Here is a 19,938-nt window from a genome sequence, read left to right as displayed (position 1 = left end):
TTATCCATATATTTTATCTGTGATAAAAATACATAAACAAAAGCAGTCAATAAGTTTAAATTATGCTTTTTATTCTAATTCAAATCCTTTAAGGCTTTATCAAGTTTACTCGATTGTACTAGGTCCTTTACAGATAGATCATAATAATCCTTTTCAGATCCAAAAATCATGTATCCATCTTTACTTCTATCGGAAGATTCTATAGGAAATAGTAACTTACGATAAAGTACTGAATTTAAGAAATTCTTTTTAGATCTAAATGATTGTTCTTTATCATATATGAATTCTATTGATTTAGTACTGTCTTTTATTATATTTTCTTTTTCTCTATGGTCTATTTTTGTCTGTACACTTCTTAGTGTAAATCTCTTGCTAGTTAAGTCAAATATGTTTTGATATTCTTTATCTTCCTCTGATAGTGTTATAGACGTATTCCCATTATGGACTATTATAATATCTGGTCTTGGTATTGGAGGATAAATGCTTATCCCTATTAATATTATTATAAACAGGCATAACATTACCCAAATGCGCTTTATCTTTCTCATCTTCACCTCAAGAATATTTAACACATAAATCGCTCCATTATACAAACTGACCTATAAATATTGTGTTAATGACACAAAAGTTACTTCAAATAGATTTATAAATGTAGTGATTTATATTTAATTTCAGTATCAATTAATGGATTCATAAATCTAATATCGTATAAAATTTACATTAATTTAGTTAAAATTCTAAACTTTATATCTCATAAACTTAGATGATATTAGTTTTGATAAATATATTGATTGAAAGGTTTAGGTTTAACAGTCAAATTGTCTGAAATTATGGTAGGTACTTCAACAAGCTTATTTCCCTCATAGACTTTAGCACTTCCAAGAGTTCCCCGTAACTCCACCCATTGTCCACTTTTAGGGTAAGCCTTCTTATCAATAACTTTTATACCTATTATTTGAGAATCTGCTGCGCAACAGCTCATAACAGTTCTAGCAATTATAAAGTCGCTTTTATCCATATCTGAATTCTTATATACCATACCTTCAGTAATAACTTGCCTTCCCTTATATCGATCTATGTTCTTTTCTATATCTTCTAAATAGCAGTAGTAATTTTCCCCTAACAACTCTATAGTTCCACCTGGTATACTATCATAATGATGATGATGGTCCCCAGTAGCATCCCAATAACTTCTTGTTGAAAGCTTTATTCCCTTAAGACTTATTCCTTCAGTACCAATATCCTTATTAGTAGCTAGTACAATTATGAAGATTGCCACTAAAAATATTAAGTAGTCCTTTTTCACTCCACCTCTATCAGGTACAGTAAATATCTTAAAAAATTGTATAACAGCTATCACCAGAAGAGCTGCTATAGCAAATATTAGATACTTATCCATCTTTGGGTGAACAAAGTTTGAAATGCTTGAGGTTTTTAGCAGGTACATTAATAGTATAGAACTTAAAACCAGAGTCAAAAACCATAAAAGTTCATTGAAGTTAAATTTTTTCATAGTTTCTTCCTCCTAATATATTATACAACCGGCTATAAAGCATAATGAAAAAATGCAAAATAGCAGTTTAAACACGAAGCTTTTCTTAAACGATGAAAATAGCATAACCGTATTTTTTAAATCTATCATTGGGCCAAGAAGCAAAAATGACATAACAGCACCTAGTCCAAAACTGTCCAAAAAGGTGCTTGCAACAAAAGCATCTGCCTCTGAACACAGCGATGATAAAAATGCAAACCCCATCATTATTAATATTGAAAAAGGTACATTGTGACCTAACAAAGCAAGCTTGTCCCTCGGTATAAGTACCTGACATAGGGCCGCTAAAGCAGCGCCAATTATAAAATACTTTCCTATATCATAAAGTTCTTTAGATGAATGATCTAAAATAGTTAAAAACCTTGATTTACTATTTTGGTACCCACTACAACCACATGTACATTTATCTTCTATATAAAAACCTCTCTCTGAAAGAACATCAAATCTACCATTTAATATATCAACTATATATCCTACTATTATGGCTATTGATAGACCAAAAACAGCTCTATATAACAGTACTTTAATACTACCGTTAAAAGCATAGTAGGTAGACATTAGTACAACAGGGTTTATTATAGGCGTTGCAAGCATGTAAGTTACAGCTACATTTAACGGGACTCCTTTTTTTAACAAGCCCCTTCCTATTGGTACTGTAGCACATTCACATACAGGAAAAATCATTCCAATGAGAGATGCCATTAATCCGCCTAAAATTTTGTTTTTGGGAATTATCCTCTTAATAAGCTTCTCATCCAAGAAGGTTTGTATAAACGCTGATACTAAGGCGCCTATTATTATAAAAGGGAGTGCTTCTAAGAAGATACTAGCAAAAATAATTGAAAAATACTGAACTATTCCAATAATATTATTCATATCCATCCTCTTTAAACAAACTTTTTAATTATGCTACAGTTCTTTACATCTTCATATAAACTTGTAAAGCTTCTGCATTGCAAAATATGAGCGTGAAGATTTATAGCCTTTAACATACTTTCCAATTGTAGCTTCTTCTCTTCACTAATGGAATCACAATTGTTCATCACTATAAGATCTGCTGATCTTAAATTAGGAATAATTAATGACCCCATATTCTTAATAAACATATTTAAAGTTACACTATCCACCACTGTAATAATTCCAGTAACCTTAACCTTTCTTTTTAACTCTTTTACATTTAAGAATGTCAGGAAGTCATCTAAATTGCTTACTCCATTACATTCTATGATTATTCTTTTAGGTGCATAAAAGTTTATAATCCTCATAAAGTTCTTCATATCTAATTCTTCGTTTTTTTTGTACTTTTTTAATGTAACGTTCTTTCTTTTTATTAATTCATCAGATAGTTCTGTTCTACCTCTTTCACATTGTAGTATAAGCAAATCCTCATCAGCTTTTCCTGATATATCTATGAAGGACTGAAGGAAGGATGTCTTTCCCGCCCCCAAAAAACCTGTTACTAATTCTATGTCAGTTTTCCCTAACATTATAACCTCCCATTTATTGTTGTATTACCCTATATGCTTTTTTAGAAAAAGTTCTTCTATTGCAATCTTATTCAATTTACTTCCTATAACAGAAACTCTCCTATGGCTTCTACAGTTAATCTCTTTAATCTCTATATAGTTTGGAATATAATCAAACTTAATCCACTTTCCATCTAATAATTCAATTATCCCTTTAGCTCTTATGACAAATCCTAAACCTTTTTCATCTTTAAAACTTTCTAATATCATGTTAATCTCATCTATACTAAATTTAGAATGAAGCTCTTTAGCCCAAACATCAAAAACATCTTTAGCCAAACTATTAGTTAGTGTATTAGAATTTCTTATAACGTGTGTAATATTTAGAGACTTCCTAGCTTGATTAGAGTCCCTCATCAAATCATCAATCCTTTGTTCACAAACACTTATTATTCTCTGAGAAGGCAACCTGTCCCAAGGCGTTGTTATTATAGAACATCTAGGATTTATTTTCCTAATGGCCATTACTACATGAGTAATCTCTTGATCATTAGAATCTTGGGTTCTGCTTAATATTACTGTCCTAGCATTCACTATTTGATTAGTATAAAATTCTCCAAAGTTATTTATATACAAATCAAAGTTATTTATATCTACAACTACAGCTTGTATATTTATCTTAATATTACCCAATGAATCTAAAGTTTTTATAAAAGACACCACTCTTGATAACTTAGCTACTCCAGAAGGTTCAATAATTAATCTGTCTGGATTATATTCTCTTGCCATAATATCAACAGCTTTAACAAAATCATCACTTATTGAACAACATATGCACCCAGAAACTATCTCCTTAACACATATATTACTTCCTGCTAGCAATTCACCATCTATACCAACTTCACCATATTCATTTTCAATAATTACTATTCTTTCTCTATACAATTGCTCTTTTATTAATTTTTTAATTAAAGTAGTTTTACCTGCTCCCAAGAAGCCTGAAATTATGTCAATCTTCATATATGATATCCCCCTTAAATATTTCTTAGGAAATAGAATACTACAATCCATATTTACACCAATTTATATGTTATGCTTTACTTTTAATTTGTTGCCTTAGTAATTATATTCATAGTACACAAATATTTATACTAATTTAATAGATTATAAATTTTATGATTTTGTAAAGATAAATACACTAAATTACCTATACTTAGTATTCAGATAATAACATTATGTAACCCAATAGTTTCTTCATCACTTTTTATAAATTTTCAAACATATCACTTCTTAACAAATTATTTTATTTTATGTAAATTAATGTAATAAAGAGATTCAGAGACTTTACCGGAGGTATTTTGAATATTTAACCATTTTGTAACTTTTTTGGGACTTTATATATGTATCAAATCCCATATAATATAAATTAAACTCTCTAATTTTTAACTTAAACCAGAGAATACTTTGGTTTATATATTCTTTTACCAAGAATTTGGGGCAATAATTCTGGTTTAAGGGATAAGTTTATAGAGTTAATAATTTAATTAAATAAAAGGGGGCAACAAAATGAACAAAAAAATTATTTCATCCTTGATTGCTGTATCTGTTATAACTACTTGCGTAGTGCAAGCTAAGTCATCAGCTTCAGCATCAACTAACAATTCTGAGGAAAAAAAGGCTCAGATTGTTGAAAAGTTAACCAAACTAAGTGAAGGGAAGTTAAAATCTGATCTTCACAAGAGCAAAGAAAAGGATGGTAAGCTACAAGTTTTCATCTCTGGTAAACTTTCAGACAAGCAAGCTATAGATGAAAAGTCTGCACTAACTTTCCTTGAAGACAACAAGGATTTGTTTGGTGTAAAGGAACCATCAAATAACTTTAAAATCTTATCCATAAATAAGGACGAGTTAGGCTTTACTAATGTAAAGGCCGCTCAGCTTATAAACGGAATTCCCGTAAGAGGAGCTGAAATCTCAGTTCAATTTGACAAGACAGGAGTCGTATCGAACGTATCAGGATCACTAGCTAGTGGTGTTGATTCGCCAAAATCAATAATTGCTAATACTATATCTGAAAAACAAGCTATAGATACAGCAAAAAAACAATTTAAGTTCAACTCATTAGCCAAAGATCCTGCTGTTGAAAAACAGGTAATAGTTTTAGATGGTACAGCTCATGAAACTTATAAAGTTAATATCTATTATCAAGACCCTGAGATAGCTAACTGGGATGTATTCATAGATACTAACTCAGGAAATGTTATTGATAAAAAGAGCAAGATAAGATTCGATGGAAATGTTACAGGAAGTGGTACTTTAGTAGATGGAACTACTAAGTCCTTAAATCTATATCAATCAGGTTCTTCATACCAGATGCTAGATAAGACTAAAGCAATGACTGGTCAAATAAAAACTTACACTGCAGCTAACAAGCAAACAGAACCAGGAACTTTAGTTGCAAACTCATCTTCAACCTTTAATACAACAAGCTTTAAGGCACCAGTTAGCGCTCACTACTATGCAGGAGTAGTTTATGATTTCTATAAAAATCTTCTTGGAAGAAACAGTATAGATAACAATGGAATGTCAATAATATCAACTGCTCACTATGGAAGTGCTTATAATAATGCTTACTGGGATGGTAACCAAATGGTTTATGGTGATGGAGATGGCACAACCTTCACTTATTTCAGTGGCGATTTAGATGTAGTAGGCCATGAGCTTACTCATGGTGTAACTCAATACACTGCTAACCTAGACTATCAAGATGAACCAGGTGCTCTAAATGAGTCAATGTCGGATATAATGGGCGTATTGATAGATAGCTATGATAAGTATAATGTTAGAGGTGGTGGCACTTGGCAGTTTAGTTCTGCTGACTGGGTTGTTGGCGATAAAATATACACTCCAGGAACTCCTGGTGACGCATTAAGAAGTTTAGCTAACCCAACTCTATATGATCAACCTGACAATTACAGCAATTATGTTAATACTAGTGATGATAATGGAGGAGTTCACACAAATAGTGGTATACCTAATAAAGCAGCTTATTTAGTAGCTCAATCTCTAGGCTGCGAAAAAACTGCAAAGATATACTATAGAGCCCTTACAACTTATATGAGTTCTTCTACAGATTTCTTAGCTGCTAGAAATGCTGCAGTAAAAGCTGCTACAGATTTGTATGGTGCTTCAAGCGCTGAAGTAACAGCAGTAAACAATGCATTTAGTGGCGTAGGAATAGGTTCATCAACTACACCAACTACTGATCCATATGAACCTAATGATACTACAGCTCAAGCTTATGCAATAACTTCAGGAACAGATTATAGCTCATATATAGCTACCTCTACTGATAAAGATTATTATAAATTAAGTGCGACAAGCGGAAAAACTATAAGCATCAGCTTATCAACCTTACCTAAGGACTATGATTTATATTTATATAACAGCAGTGGCACTTTAGTAGCAAAATCAACAAATGGTTCTACTACTTCAGAGAGTATAAGCTATACTCCATCTTCTTCAGGAACCTATTATATCCTTGTATTTGGCTACAACGGTAACTACAGCACTGCTACAAAATATACCTTAAAAGCTACATTTTAAAATAACAAAAAGGATCATATTATCTAAAAAGCAAAAAAAGGAGCTAGACATTCTAGTTCCTTTTTTTACTCTAGTAGTTTATATCATAGATAACAGCATCATATTATAATGAAGCTACAAACTTATCAAAAGCACTTAATCCCACTTCATCTCTTTTGAATACTCCACAATGCTCAAGAACAGTTGCAAACTTAATTCCAACTTCTTTCCTAATTATGCTTTCTACATTACCTGCAGATATATTCTCATAAGTATTCATTATATCTTCAGCCCATCTTTTATGCTTATATAGCTCAGACTCTCTGCTTATAGAGTCGAATTTATATTCACCTATTAGATAAGCTTCTAGACTCTTAAGTTCAGCTTTAAGTCTAGCCGGCAATACAGCAAGCCCCATAACTTCAATAAGACCTATATTCTCTTTCTTTATATGATGAAGTTCTCTATGAGGATGGAATATTCCGTCTGGATATTCTTCAGAAGTTTGGTTATTTCTAAGAACTAAATCTACTTCAAATAATCCATTCTTCTTTCTAACTATAGGTGTTATGGTATTATGAGGAGTCTCACCTGTAAATGAAATTATATTTACAGACTCATCAGAATATCCTCTCCAGCTATTCAATATATGATTAGATAATTCAACTAATCTTTCAATACTATCTCCTCTAAGTCTAAGCACACTCATCGGCCACTTAACTCTTGCTACAGATATCCCTTCGAAGCCTTTAATAACATAGCTTTTCTCAGTATCTGCAGTTGCCATAGCAAATTCATAATTTCCTCCTTGGAAGTGATCATGAGTTAAAATTGATCCTCCAACAATAGGTAAATCAGCATTAGACCCCAAGAAGTAATGTGGAAATTTATCAACAAACTGAAGAAGCCTTATAAAGCTTTCTTTTCCAAGCTTCATTGGTTCATGGCTTCCTTTAAATACTATACAGTGTTCATTGTAATAGACATATGGTGAATATTGTAGATACCAATCCTCTGAGTTTATAGCCAAAGGAATAATTCTATGATTTTGTCTAGCTGGATGATTTATTCTTCCAGCATAACCCTCATTTTCTCTACAAAGTAAACACTTAGGATAAGAACTAGATGGCATATTTTTAGCCATTGCTATAGCTTTAGGATCTTTCTCTGGCTTAGATAGATTTATAGTTATATCTATGTTTCCATATTCAGTGTTAACCTTCCACTTCAAATCCTTTTGAACTCTATCCCATCTTATATAATTAGAATGTTTACTTAAATTATAGAAATAATCAGTTGCTTTCTTCTTATCTTGTTCATATAAAGAATTAAACTTTTCTATTATCTCAGAAGGTCTACCTATAAGGCATCCCATAATCTTAGTATCAAATAAATCCTTTGCTACTACTCCACCATCTTTAAGAACTCCATTATCTGAAGCAAAAGAAAGTATATTTTCTAAGATTGATTCTAAAGATTTTTCTTTGTCATTATCCGTATATTCGTCTATCTCTGTTAACTCTAATACTTCCAACAATCTATTTTTAGTATAAATTCTATCTAAAGGGCTTATAAGTTCCTTTTCTATAGCATAGTCTAATAAACTCTCTATTTCTTTTGAAATATTTATAACCATCTTTCTTATCCCCTATACTTATAACAGCATTTTACTCCTCAAATCCATTTACATGTGTTTCATGGAAATTCCAAGCTGATGCTATTATTTCTTCTACATTATTATATTTAGGTTCCCAACCTAAAACCTTCTTTGCCTTATCACTTGATGCAATTAACACCGCTGGATCTCCAGCTCTTCTTGGGCATACTTCTGCTGGTATAGAATGACCAGTAACCTTTCTAGCTGCATCTACCATTTCTTTAACAGTAAATCCGCTTCCGCTTCCTAAGTTAAATACATCACTTTGCCATCCATCTCTAAGCTTGTTAAAGGCCAAAAGATGTGCATCAATAAGATCTTTTACATGTATATAATCTCTTATACATGTACCATCCTTTGTATCATAATCATCTCCAAAAAGACTTATCTTTTCTCTCTTATTTAATGGTACCTGTAAAATAAGAGGAATAAGGTGAGTTTCAGGAGTATGGTCCTCTCCTATTAACCCATTTGGATGAGCCCCCGCTACGTTGAAGTATCTAAGTGCTATATATCTTAATCCATGTGCTTTGTCAGCCCACTTCATCATTTTTTCCATAGCAAGCTTTGTTTCCCCGTATGTGTTTGTTGGTTCTGTCTTATCAGTTTCAGTTATAGGAACTGTTTCAGGCTCTCCGTAAACAGCAGCTGTAGATGAAAAGACTATTTTTTTAACATCATTATCAACCATTGCTTGAAGTAATACCTCAGTACCATGAACATTATTATTATAGTACTTTAAAGGTAATTGCATACTTTCGCCAACAAGAGAATTCGCAGCAAAATGTATTACCCCTTCAACATTATTTTCCTTAAATACCTTGTCCATAAAATCGTAATTTCTTATGTCGCCTTCATAAAACTTTGCTTCTGGGTGCAAAGCCGCCTTATGTCCAGTTTGAAGGTTATCTACTACTATTACGTCTTCTCCTCTTGCAATAAGCTCGTATACACAGTGAGAACCGATATACCCAGCTCCTCCGCAAACTAAAATACTCATCAAAATCATCTCCTACATATTAATAGTTAGTTTTTTACTTTTCATATTATAGTTTATCAGTTATTGCTATAGCTTTCTAGCACCATCACCAATTTGAGCTACATAGAAATCAGCTTCATATCCAATTTTATCCTTGTATTGTGATCCTACATTTTTTATAAAATCCTGAACAAACTCGTTCTTTACTATACTTACTGTACATCCTCCAAAGCCTGCTCCAGTCATTCTTGATCCAATAACTCCCTTTTGATCCCATGCAAGTTCAACTAAAGTATCAAGCTCTATTCCTGTAACTTCATAATCATCACGTAAAGATACATGAGATTCATTCATTAACTTACCAAACAGATCTATATCCTTCTTATTTAGAGCTTCTACTGCCCTTAGAGTCCTTTGATTTTCATAAACAGCATGTTTAGCTCTTTTTACATTTATGTCATCTTTGATAAGTGACTTATTAGCTTCAAAAGTTGCTTCATCAATCTCACCTAAAGCTTTTATATCAAGTCCTACCTGCAAGTCTTTTAGAGCTTCTTCGCACTGGCTTCTTCTTTCGTTATACTTTGAATCAGCTAAGCCCCTTCTCTTATTTGTATTAGCTATTACTATTGATGCACCTTCAATATCTACCTTCGCATATTCATACTTTAATGTATTTGTATCTAATAAGATAGCGCAACCCTCTTTGCCCATTCCTATAGCAAATTGATCCATTATGCCGCAATTCACGCCTATAAATATATTTTCTGCTTGTTTACTTAACTTTACCATCTCAATCATGTCTACATTAAAGGAAAATAGGTCCTTTAGTATTACAGAAGTAACTAATTCTATAGATGCTGATGAAGATAAGCCTGCTCCATTAGGAATATTTCCATAAAAAAGCACATCCATACCGCTAGTTATCTTCTTACCACTTTCATTAAAAGCCCACATTACTCCTTTAGGATAATTTGCCCAATCATGGCTCTTCTCATATTTTATTTCATCAATATCAAATTCTATTATTCCTAATTGATCAAAATTCTTAGAGTATAGCCTTACCTTTTTATCATCTCTTTTTGTGGCAATTGCATAAGTACCGAAAGTTAGAGCGCAAGGGAATACATTCCCCCCGTTATAATCTGTATGCTCTCCTATTAGATTCACTCTTCCAGGTGCAAAATAATTCCCCTGGCCTTCAATACCAAAAACACTCTCAAAATCGATCTTTAAATCATTAACCATATCTCATTCCTCCCATATTAACCTATTAAAAATATATTTTTCTTCCCTTATGAACAAGTAAACATTATCATTAATTAAATTCTATAATATCTTTAGTAAAATTACAATATTTTTTTACTTAATTTTTACTAACTTTTTTACTAATAATTAATTCAAGTAAATTTACTATGCAAAGTTCTATATACTGGATACATTCCTCAATTTTATATCTCTAAAAAGCTTATTATTTATACTTCACTAACCTTGAGACAATTCAAAACCTTATAAAAAAAAGTGATACTACAATAAACTTTGTTTATCATAGTATCACTTTAAAAATCTACGAATTATAAAACCTTATTTAAAAAGTCCTTTGTTCTTGGGTTTTGAGGATTGGAGAATATATCATTTGGATCACCCTGCTCCACGATATAACCCCCATCCATAAATATAACTCTATCCGCTACTTCCCTTGCAAATCCCATTTCGTGAGTAACTACTACCATAGTCATTCCTTCATTCGCAAGTTCCTTCATAACTTGTAGAACTTCCCCTACCATCTCTGGGTCTAGCGCTGATGTAGGCTCATCAAATAACAATATTTCAGGATTCATAGCTAGAGCCCTTGCTATAGCTACTCTTTGCTTCTGTCCACCAGATAATCTATCTGGATATTCATTAGCCTTATTTTCAAGCCCTACTTTTGCTAAAAGCTCAACAGCCTTTTTCCTAGCTTCTTCCTTGCTCATCTTTTTTAATTCTACTGGTGCTAGAGTTATATTATCAATTACGCTAAGATGAGGAAATAAATTAAATGATTGAAACACCATCCCTATTTTCTCTCTTATCATATTTATGTTTATCTTTTGATCACTTATAGAATCACCATCTATGATGACACTTCCACCATCTATATCTTCAAGCCTGTTTAAGCATCTAAGCAATGTACTTTTTCCTGATCCAGATGGACCTATAAGACAAAGAACCTCACCTTGTTCCACATTAAGATCAATTCCCTTAAGAACTTCTAGTTTTCCAAAGTGTTTTTTTAAACCATCAACCTTTATCATATATTCATGCTCCTTTCTATTCTTTTAGAGACGATTGAAAGCAATGTTATGATAATCAGATACATCACCGCTACGGCTCCCCATATCTGAAATGACTTATAAGTTGAAGCGATAACAATTTCTCCACTTTGAGTTAACTCTTGTATTCCTATAACAGATAATATAGAGGTATCCTTAAGAGATATTATAAATTGGTTAATTATAGCCGGAGTCATTCTTCTAACAGCCTGAGGTAAAATTACTTTTCTCATAGCTTTCGAATAAGGAAGTCCAAGGCTTCTTGCAGCCTCCATTTGACCTTTATCTAGTGATTGTATTCCCGCTCTGAAGATTTCGGCCATATAAGCTCCTGCATTTAAACTTAGTGCTAAAGAGCCTGCAAACATAGCGCTTATTTTTATATCTAATGCACCTGGTAGTCCAAAGTATATAAAAAACGCTTGTACTATTAGAGGAGTTCCTCTGATTAAATCAACATATACTACTGCTATTGATTTTAACACCTTGTTCTTAGAGATATTAAATAATCCAAATACTAATCCAAGTATAGAAGCAAAAAATAGCGAGATAACAGTAAGTTTTATAGTTACAGCAAGTCCACTTAATAAACTTGGCAAACTATCTTTAATTATAGAAAAGTTATCCATGAGAAATCTCCTACTTATTCTTTATATATTTTGCTAGTATCTTATCATATTCACCATTATCTTTGATCTTCTTCAACCCAGCATTAAATTTGTCTAGCAACTCTTTGTTCTTTCCTTTATTAACAGCAAATCCATAAGTATCTTTAGTAAGTCTATCACCAACTACCTTTAATGAAGGTGTAGAATCCGTAGCAATCTTATATGCTATAACTGGATAATCTTCAAAATTAACATCAGCATTTCCGTTTATAACTTCTTGGAACATTGATGGAGAATCATCGAAATATCTTATGTTTGCATTATATTTGTCTTTTACTTGTTCTGCATATTTTGAACCTGCAGTACCTTTTTTCACTGCAAATATCTTTCCTTTTAAATCATCAACTGACTTTATTGAATTGTTATCTGCTTTTACTACTATAGAAATACCTGCATTAAAATAAGCGTCTGAAAAGTCTAAAGTTTTCTTTCTCTCATCAGTTATACTCATTCCAGCTATAGCTCCATCTATCTGGTTCGAAGTTATCCCCGGAATTATACCTTTAAAATTCATTGGCTTTAATTCATATTGAAAATTTTCACTTTTAGCTACAGCATCAAGTATCTCAACATCAATACCCACATACTTACCGTCCTTTTCATACTCAAATGGTGCAAATGTTGCATCTGTAGCTATGACATATTTCTTACTGCCTCCTTCATTTCCCTTTGAACATCCTACAAATGTAGCGCTTAAAATAGTAACTGCTGTAAGCAGTGCTAATGTCTTCTTTAACATAACAAATTCCTCCTTAGTATTTTAAAAGACGCTCTTCAAAGGGTATAATATACCCCTCAAAGAACGCCATTGTTCATCTAAATAATTTACTTTTTCAACTTTACATAATAATATTATATGTACAAAATGCAAGTCGGTCAAGCAAATTATTCATTTTTAATAATAGTAATATTTTCTTAACCAATAAAGGAGATGTTTTCTTATCTTATCGTTTTTAATTTAACCAAAATAGCCTCTACTTATTAACAACTTTTTTTAAATTTTACACATTTGTTCGAATGTTTTCATCACTTTAGCTATATATTAAACTATAGTAACATTATACATTTTCAACAGTAACAGTATATTTGGAATTATTTCCAAATTGTATTATAATAGTATTATTACTTTTGTTTATATTAAATTTAGTGGGTGATTTTATGTCTAGAGATACTAATTGTTTTAATGATAATGTTAAGCTAAAAGATATTTTTATCGGATATGCTAACGGTGAAAGCGAATCCACTGAAAAAAACTTCTTGAATCTATTCTATATAAATAATAATTACGAAGAAATAATATCTAACCGAAACAAATTCATAATATCTGGACGTAAAGGCACTGGTAAAACCATATTAGCTAAATATATCGAGAAGAATTACTCTAATAAAGGATATGTATGTACTACTAGGAAGATTAGTGATTTCAATCTTCAGACACTGATAGACCTTAATGAAACTGTACTTCCTAAAAGTGAAATATCAGTATTTTGGAAATGGACAATCCTTCTTGAAATATGTAAGTTAATCTTATCTAGAAAGCCAGAACCGTACAATTTTAAAACGATGTTTCACCATAATAGGCTTAAACACTTTTATTGTAGCTTATATTCAGAGAAAATATTTTCAATGACTTCCTTTACTAAAAGTAATAATAACAAGTTAAACACCTTATTAAAAGTTCCTTCTCCATTAAATGAAATAAATACTTCTGCTGAGATTGCCTATAATATAACAAAAAACTTTCAGAAAAACAAATACTATAATCTATTAAGTAAGCTAGACACTCTACTTAACAAATGTCTTCCTCATTATAATGTAATTTTAATCTATGATGACTTAGATGAGTTCCAAAGAAATATAGAGGATGATTCTTCCTACATCGATCTTCTTCTTTCTCTAATAACAGTAAGTAATGATATCAACCTGCAACTTATAAATGCCAATTCGTCTAACAGTAGAATATTAATATTATTAAGGGACGACATACTAAATACCCTTCATTTATATTCAGCTAACTTAAATAGATTAATTGTAGATTGCGAAGTAAACTTAAATTGGCCAAAGATAACTTGTAAAGAACCCTGGGAGAACCCATTAATGGATATGATACTATCTAAGATCTCTGTTTCTGTAAAAGATTTCTCAAATATGAGTAAAGAGTGCCTTTATCAAAGACTTTTTCCTGAAAAGATAAATCATCAAGAAGCTTCCGACTATCTTATGGATTACAGTTTTGGCAGACCAAGGGATATAATCAATTACTTGAATATAATAAAAAACACATACCCTAATGCTAAGTACTTTGGTTCTCAACTATTTACAAGTTGTAAGTCTGTTTATTCAAATAAGTTTCTCAACGAACTTGAGAATGAGCTATCAATCCATAACACCCCTAAGGTTGTTCAAGAATCACTAAATCTTATAAGAGATTTTAAATATCAAACCTTCGATTACGCCACAATAAAAGAATTTTATAATAAGAATATAACGAACTATCCTAATATACTAAGCCTAGATAATTGTTTAAACTTCTTATACAAATTTGGAGTTATAGGCAACACCAAAAACATAAGTAAAAGTCTAAGAAAACCCAAATATAAAATAACTTGGTGTTATGGAGAAGGCGGTTCTTCAAATCCAAACTTCTCAGAAAAATTTATAGTACATTATGCGCTAAGAAAAAACTTTGGAATATAAGGTCCTATTCTATATACTATACCTATATGGAATATAGTAATAAAAGGCACCAGTAGGTGCCTTTTTTCACGGGCTCTTTCGTCCCAAATTTAACGGGCTCATTCGTCCCAGGATAATTATATTACCCTTTTGATTTTTCTCTATTTACAATATACTCTCATACATTTTAAATTGTTACCGCTTTAGCGATTTATTATTATATAAATTTAATTTTCTATCTATAATTTATTAAACCACCATTTAAGATTATATCACCTGTCAACCATATTATCCACCATAAATTTACATTTTGTCTTGTACTATTTTTCCAATATAATAGCCATTTCAAATCACAACGTTATATTTATATTAACCAACTCCACTTAATATGAATCTTTTTTGTATATATGTCTTTTCCAATACATACGAGACAACTCTAGCAGGCGAATTTGATTTATTTTTTACTATCTTCTCTAAATAGTAGTTCTAACTCCTTGATATTACTAGGTTAGGCTAGCAAAAGAATATACTTTCCTAAAAAAACATAGCTTTTCATTATACTTCTGTGAAGGCTTTAGCCTTCATGATGAATTCCTAGACAGTAAAAAAACTACTATACAAATTAAGTATAGTAGCTTCTTAACTAATGGCGGAGAGAGCGGGATTTGAACCCGCGGTAAGGTTACCCATACACTTGTTTTCGAGACAAGCTCCTTCGGCCACTCGGACATCTCTCCAAATCAATAGTATCCTTAACAAAATAAGGGTAGCTTCAATTTATCTCCTCTGAATGGCTTATGATTTTATATCCTACGCTTCTTCTTCAGTCCTTAACATCATACTTCTATATCTTTCATTTTTACTATAGAAGTTTTCTTCCAAAAAACCATGGGCCTTTTCCATATTTTCTTGACCATACAAAAAGCCTAACATTGAGCAAGTGCTAGCTTTAAACCAAATTGCACAAAAAGATTCATCAAGAAGAAGATAATTTGTCTTGTTTGCATCTATACCTTTTATTTCAACTTCATCCTTTGAATTTATTAGATAGTCAAAATGGTTTAGCATACTTAGCATTATCTTATTTCCATTCTCATCACTCTCATTAGCAATTTGCACAAAATAATATGCCCACGCGAGAAGAACATTCTCTTCTACATTCATACCAGCTACTCTATCACCTATAGTAGACTTAAAAAAGTTATACATAAAAGCTGATATTTTATTAAAATTCTCTTCAAACTTCTTAGAGTAAAGATTCATATCATACCCTACTAACATTTCAACCTTATCCACTCTTATTCCCCCTCATATATTCTATTATTGTATATACTCTTTCTCAAAGCTTATATTTATAAAACCTCATCTTTAAACCCATAAGAGGTTAAAATCTTTATATTGAATTAGTATATATTTTATTATACCACTTATAAATTTAAACTGTATCAAAACTTGAACAAATTGGTTAAAAATAATAATTAACAATTATACCTTTTCAAAAGTAAGAACCTGAAAATAAGTATATCTAAACCTCATAAAAACTGGTACTTCTTAATATATTTAATACAAAGAGCTTTTTAAAAATTGGAGGTATGAAATGAGAACGATTTACTTGAATAATGCCTTCTCTTCTTATCCAAAAACTCCTAATCTATATGATAATATATTTAAATACTTTACAATACTAGAGTCTAATAGAAACTTTATAGAATATATAGACGAAATAAAATCAATGATAGAGGAAACTAGAAATCTTTTATGTAGATTAGTGAATAATAAGAATAGTGGCAATGTAATATTTACCTCAAACTCCACACTAGCAATAAATATGATCCTAAAAGGTATATTAAATAAAAAAGACCATGTTATTCTTTCTTCCATTGAAAATGATGTTATTATGAAGCCAATAAACTCTATGATCTACAGTGGCTTAGACATATCAAAAATTCCTTGTAATGAATCAGGGCAGCTTGATACAACAATAATACCAAAACTTATAAATAGACATACAAAAGCAATAATTTTATCCCATGTTTCAAACATATCTGGGACAATCCTTCCACTTGAAGAAATCGGAGAAATTTGTGATAAGTATAACCTATTCTTTATAGTAGATGCCTCTCAAAGCATTGGTACAGTAAAAATAGACAATGAAAGAGTACATGCAGATGCTATAATTTTTAGTGGTAACAAATATTTACTTGGACCTGAAGGAGTGGGCGGCTTTATCGGAAGTGATAAGCTTATAAGCAATATGTCTTCAATAAGCAGTATTAACAGTGAAAGCTCTTCGAATTATATGGAATCAATCAATAACAACCTTGAGCTTGGTACTCTAAATTATATGGGCATATATGGTTTAAACCTTGCATTAAAATTTCTATTAAATATAGGAATAGACAATATTAAGCTTAAAACAGATGAGCTAACTTCACTATTTATAAGAGAGATTCTAAATATAGATGGTTTAAAGATTATCGGAAATAAAGACATAGAGGATAGAAGTTGCATAGTATCTTTAAAGTTTGATTCCATAAAACCTATAGAAGCTCATGAAAAACTCTTAGGGGATGGTATTTATACAGGAGTTGGCTTATTTTGCAACTCATCCTATAATAAATTAATAAATACATTCCCAAATGGATTGCTAAGACTGAGCTTCAATTACTTTAACACCTTAGAAGATATAATCTTTACAATAGATAAGCTCAACTCAATTATTAAGAATATTGATTAGTCCTTAATAAAAGCATTTTTAAAACTTTCTTTTTTATAAATAAGGAAGTTTTAAAAATGCTCATTTTGTTTACCTAAATCACTTCCTTCTTCTTTCTTTAAAAAAGTCAGTTATTATAGTACTGCACCTTTCATCATAACACCAATTTACATCTACAAAAAAACTCAAGTTTCTATTCTGTACTAAATCAATAACAGATCCACAGGCGCCAGCACTAGGATCAAAAGTTCCTATATGAAGTTTTGATATTCTACTTTGTATTATGGCTCCTGCGCACATAACACAAGGTTCCAAAGTTACATAAAGCTCGCATCCATTGAGCCTCCATGACTTCAGGTTCTTGCAAGCTTCTTCAATAGCAACTATTTCAGCATGGGCTAATGGAGATTTATTTATTTCTCTCAAGTTATGTCCTCTTCCTATTATTACATCGTTTTTAACTATAACTGCCCCTACTGGCACTTCTCCTAGCTCTTTAGCTATAATAGCCTCTTTAATGGCTTCTTCCATAAAATTCATAAACATATCATCCTTACTTTAAAGAGTTCGTTTATTAATGTAAAATATAGTATATATTATATTGTTCAATATGGCACTAAGTTTTTTAGATAGGGGGTAATTAAAATATACAAACTACTATTAGTAGAAGATGATACTGAAATAAGTGAGTTAGTGTTAAAACACCTTACAAATGAAGGTTTTCTTATTACTGCGGCCAAAGATGGTGAAAGAGCCTTAGTGGAATTTAGTAAAAACGCCTTTGATATAGTACTACTAGATCTTATGCTTCCAAAAGTCAACGGTAAAGAAGTCTTAAGAAAAATAAGAGAAAATAGTACTGTTCCTGTAATAATAATTTCCGCTAAGGATAGTGAGCTTGATAAGATACTTGGCTTAGAGTTAGGTGCTGATGACTATATCACAAAGCCATTTTCACTTAATGAATTAAATGCTCGAATTAATGCAGCCTTAAGGAGAATAGGCTACTATAAAAATACTGTAGTAAAAGAAAAAAAGTTACAAAGAGGAGATCTTATACTAGATATAGATAACTATCAGATAATAAAAAATAATACAGTTATAGATCTTACTTCAAAGGAGTTTGAGATATTAAAGTTGTTTTTAGAAAACCCAAAAAAGGTTTTTACAAAGGCTCAGATATTTTCATCTATTTGGCAAGATGATTTTATGAATGATGAAAATACAGTTATGGTTCATATAAGAAGAGTAAGAGAAAAGATAGAGGACAATCCCTCAGAGCCAAAATACATAAAAACCATCTGGGGCATAGGGTATAAGCTAGGAGATATCGTATGATAAGAATATTACTATCTATAGTAGTTATATTGATAATAATTATTTGTTATCTAATAAGCAAAATCATTAGAACCAAGAAGAAGCTTTCTTATATGTCATCTATATGTGATAAGGTTTCTTCCGGAAATATAAACTTAAGATTAAGATTGAGCAACACTACTTATGAAGAGAGAGCGCTGTGCAACTCTATAAATAATATGCTAAATGAATTTCATAAACTTCAAGTCAGTGAACTTGAAGCTAAAGAATCAATGAAGAAGATGTTATCAAATGTTTCTCACGACTTAAGAACTCCTTTAACAGTCATGCTAGGATATATAGACCAGATAAACTATAATGAAAACCTCCCAGAACCAGATAAAAAAAATTATTTATTAAAGTTAGGAAATAAAACAAATGAAGTCATTAATTTAATCAACGAATTTTTCTCACTTTCTAAACTTGAATCGGGAGATAAAGAGATACTATTAAGCAGCATAAACATATCAGAAACCATCAGAGAAGTAGTGCTAAACTTCTATGATATATTAACTGAAAAAGGCCTTTCTACAGAAATATTCATCCCCGATAAAGATATCTACTGTCTTGCAAATAAAGAAGCCTTAACAAGAATATTAGAAAACCTTATAACTAACTCCTTAAAATATGGATTTGGTGGAACTTCAATAGGCATTAAAGTATATGAAGAAGAGAATTTAGTATGGATCGAGCAATGGGATAATGGTAAAGGCATCAACTTATCAGATAAGGAAAAGATATTCCAAAGACTTTACACCGTAGAAGATTCTAGAAACAAGGATTATAGTGGCAGTGGCCTAGGCTTAACAATCGTAAAAACATTGGTACAAAAAATGAATGGTGATATATTTGTGGAAAGTTTGCCCTACAAGAAGACAACCTTTAAGTTCTACTTAAATAAAAAAACACGCTAATATTATTTCTTTATTTAAGAAATTTGTAAGATTTATTTTAAAAATTTTAAAGGT

Annotated in this window: 18 protein-coding genes and 1 tRNA gene; 5 read left to right on the top strand and 14 right to left on the bottom strand. The window is 31.1% G+C overall.

Annotation, left to right across the window (positions count from 1 at the left end; translation table 11 throughout):
• Window positions 1–74: 74 nt before the first annotated feature.
• From GXK57_RS13050 to GXK57_RS13030, 5 genes are all read right to left on the bottom strand, one after another.
• Window positions 75–572, bottom strand: a complete 498-nt coding sequence (locus tag GXK57_RS13050) for a hypothetical protein (RefSeq protein WP_207710234.1) — start codon at window positions 570–572, stop codon at window positions 75–77.
• A 197-nt stretch (window positions 573–769) separates the two neighbouring features.
• Window positions 770–1,513 (bottom strand): TIGR03943 family protein, encoded by a 744-nt coding sequence (locus tag GXK57_RS13045; RefSeq protein ID WP_160676929.1) that lies wholly within the window; start codon window positions 1,511–1,513, stop codon window positions 770–772.
• Between the two features lie 12 nt (window positions 1,514–1,525).
• A complete protein-coding gene (locus tag GXK57_RS13040) occupies window positions 1,526–2,428 on the bottom strand; it encodes a permease (RefSeq protein ID WP_243156428.1) in 903 nt (300 codons plus the stop codon).
• Between the two features lie 11 nt (window positions 2,429–2,439).
• A complete protein-coding gene (locus GXK57_RS13035; RefSeq protein WP_160676926.1) occupies window positions 2,440–3,039 on the bottom strand; it encodes a GTP-binding protein in 600 nt (199 codons plus the stop codon).
• A gap of 24 nt (window positions 3,040–3,063) precedes the next feature.
• Window positions 3,064–4,038 carry a GTP-binding protein gene (locus tag GXK57_RS13030; RefSeq protein ID WP_160676923.1) on the bottom strand — a complete coding sequence of 325 codons (975 nt, stop codon included), beginning with the start codon at window positions 4,036–4,038 and terminating at the stop codon, window positions 3,064–3,066.
• Window positions 4,039–4,584: 546 nt separating this feature from the next.
• Between GXK57_RS13030 and GXK57_RS13025 the strand changes: the two genes are divergently transcribed.
• Entirely contained in the window at window positions 4,585–6,624 is a 2,040-nt protein-coding gene (locus GXK57_RS13025) for a M4 family metallopeptidase (protein WP_160676920.1), read from the top strand.
• Between the two features lie 103 nt (window positions 6,625–6,727).
• Here the strand turns inward: GXK57_RS13025 and galT are convergent, their stop codons facing one another.
• The 6 genes from galT to GXK57_RS12995 all read right to left on the bottom strand — a co-directional run bounded on the left by galT (window position 6,728) and on the right by GXK57_RS12995 (window position 12,961).
• Window positions 6,728–8,239 carry a UDP-glucose--hexose-1-phosphate uridylyltransferase gene (galT, locus tag GXK57_RS13020; protein WP_160676917.1) on the bottom strand — a complete coding sequence of 504 codons (1,512 nt, stop codon included), beginning with the start codon at window positions 8,237–8,239 and terminating at the stop codon, window positions 6,728–6,730.
• Window positions 8,240–8,270: 31 nt separating this feature from the next.
• Complete coding sequence (galE, locus tag GXK57_RS13015; protein WP_160676915.1) at window positions 8,271–9,260, bottom strand: UDP-glucose 4-epimerase GalE; 990 nt, start codon at window positions 9,258–9,260, stop codon at window positions 8,271–8,273.
• Window positions 9,261–9,326: 66 nt separating this feature from the next.
• Complete coding sequence (locus tag GXK57_RS13010; RefSeq protein ID WP_160676913.1) at window positions 9,327–10,487, bottom strand: galactokinase; 1,161 nt, start codon at window positions 10,485–10,487, stop codon at window positions 9,327–9,329.
• Between the two features lie 326 nt (window positions 10,488–10,813).
• On the bottom strand, window positions 10,814–11,536 hold the full coding sequence (locus tag GXK57_RS13005; protein ID WP_160676910.1) for an amino acid ABC transporter ATP-binding protein: 723 nt from the start codon (window positions 11,534–11,536) through the stop codon (window positions 10,814–10,816).
• Complete coding sequence (locus GXK57_RS13000) at window positions 11,533–12,183, bottom strand: amino acid ABC transporter permease (protein WP_160676907.1); 651 nt, start codon at window positions 12,181–12,183, stop codon at window positions 11,533–11,535. Before GXK57_RS13000 ends, GXK57_RS13005 begins: the two co-directional genes overlap by 4 nt.
• 10 nt (window positions 12,184–12,193) lie before the next feature.
• The gene (locus GXK57_RS12995; RefSeq protein WP_160676904.1) at window positions 12,194–12,961 is read right to left on the bottom strand and encodes a transporter substrate-binding domain-containing protein; all 768 of its coding nucleotides are present in this window, start codon (window positions 12,959–12,961) and stop codon (window positions 12,194–12,196) included.
• A gap of 419 nt (window positions 12,962–13,380) precedes the next feature.
• On the opposite strand from GXK57_RS12995, the gene GXK57_RS12990 reads away from it, so the two are divergent.
• The gene (locus tag GXK57_RS12990; RefSeq protein ID WP_160676901.1) at window positions 13,381–14,919 is read left to right on the top strand and encodes a FunZ; all 1,539 of its coding nucleotides are present in this window, start codon (window positions 13,381–13,383) and stop codon (window positions 14,917–14,919) included.
• A gap of 626 nt (window positions 14,920–15,545) precedes the next feature.
• Here GXK57_RS12990 and GXK57_RS12985 read toward each other — a convergent pair.
• Window positions 15,546–15,635 (bottom strand) — tRNA-Ser (locus GXK57_RS12985).
• Between the two features lie 73 nt (window positions 15,636–15,708).
• Window positions 15,709–16,194: a hypothetical protein gene (locus tag GXK57_RS12980; protein ID WP_160676898.1), complete on the bottom strand. Its 486-nt coding sequence runs from the start codon at window positions 16,192–16,194 to the stop codon at window positions 15,709–15,711.
• A gap of 301 nt (window positions 16,195–16,495) precedes the next feature.
• Here GXK57_RS12980 and GXK57_RS12975 point away from each other — a divergent pair, with 301 nt between their 5' ends.
• Window positions 16,496–17,635, top strand: a complete 1,140-nt coding sequence (locus GXK57_RS12975) for an aminotransferase class V-fold PLP-dependent enzyme (protein ID WP_160676895.1) — start codon at window positions 16,496–16,498, stop codon at window positions 17,633–17,635.
• A gap of 78 nt (window positions 17,636–17,713) precedes the next feature.
• Here the strand turns inward: GXK57_RS12975 and GXK57_RS12970 are convergent, their stop codons facing one another.
• Entirely contained in the window at window positions 17,714–18,160 is a 447-nt protein-coding gene (locus tag GXK57_RS12970; protein WP_160676892.1) for a nucleoside deaminase, read from the bottom strand.
• Between the two features lie 93 nt (window positions 18,161–18,253).
• On the opposite strand from GXK57_RS12970, the gene GXK57_RS12965 reads away from it, so the two are divergent.
• A complete protein-coding gene (locus GXK57_RS12965; protein WP_160677091.1) occupies window positions 18,254–18,952 on the top strand; it encodes a response regulator transcription factor in 699 nt (232 codons plus the stop codon).
• The gene (locus GXK57_RS12960; RefSeq protein ID WP_160676889.1) at window positions 18,949–19,884 is read left to right on the top strand and encodes a HAMP domain-containing sensor histidine kinase; all 936 of its coding nucleotides are present in this window, start codon (window positions 18,949–18,951) and stop codon (window positions 19,882–19,884) included. Before GXK57_RS12965 ends, GXK57_RS12960 begins: the two co-directional genes overlap by 4 nt.
• Window positions 19,885–19,938 lie beyond the last annotated feature (54 nt).

It is taken from the genome of Clostridium sp. C8-1-8, from assembly GCF_009928445.1.
Taxonomy (GTDB): domain Bacteria; phylum Bacillota; class Clostridia; order Clostridiales; family Clostridiaceae; genus Clostridium_AR.
This window is presented reverse-complemented; position numbering and strand designations above follow the sequence as displayed.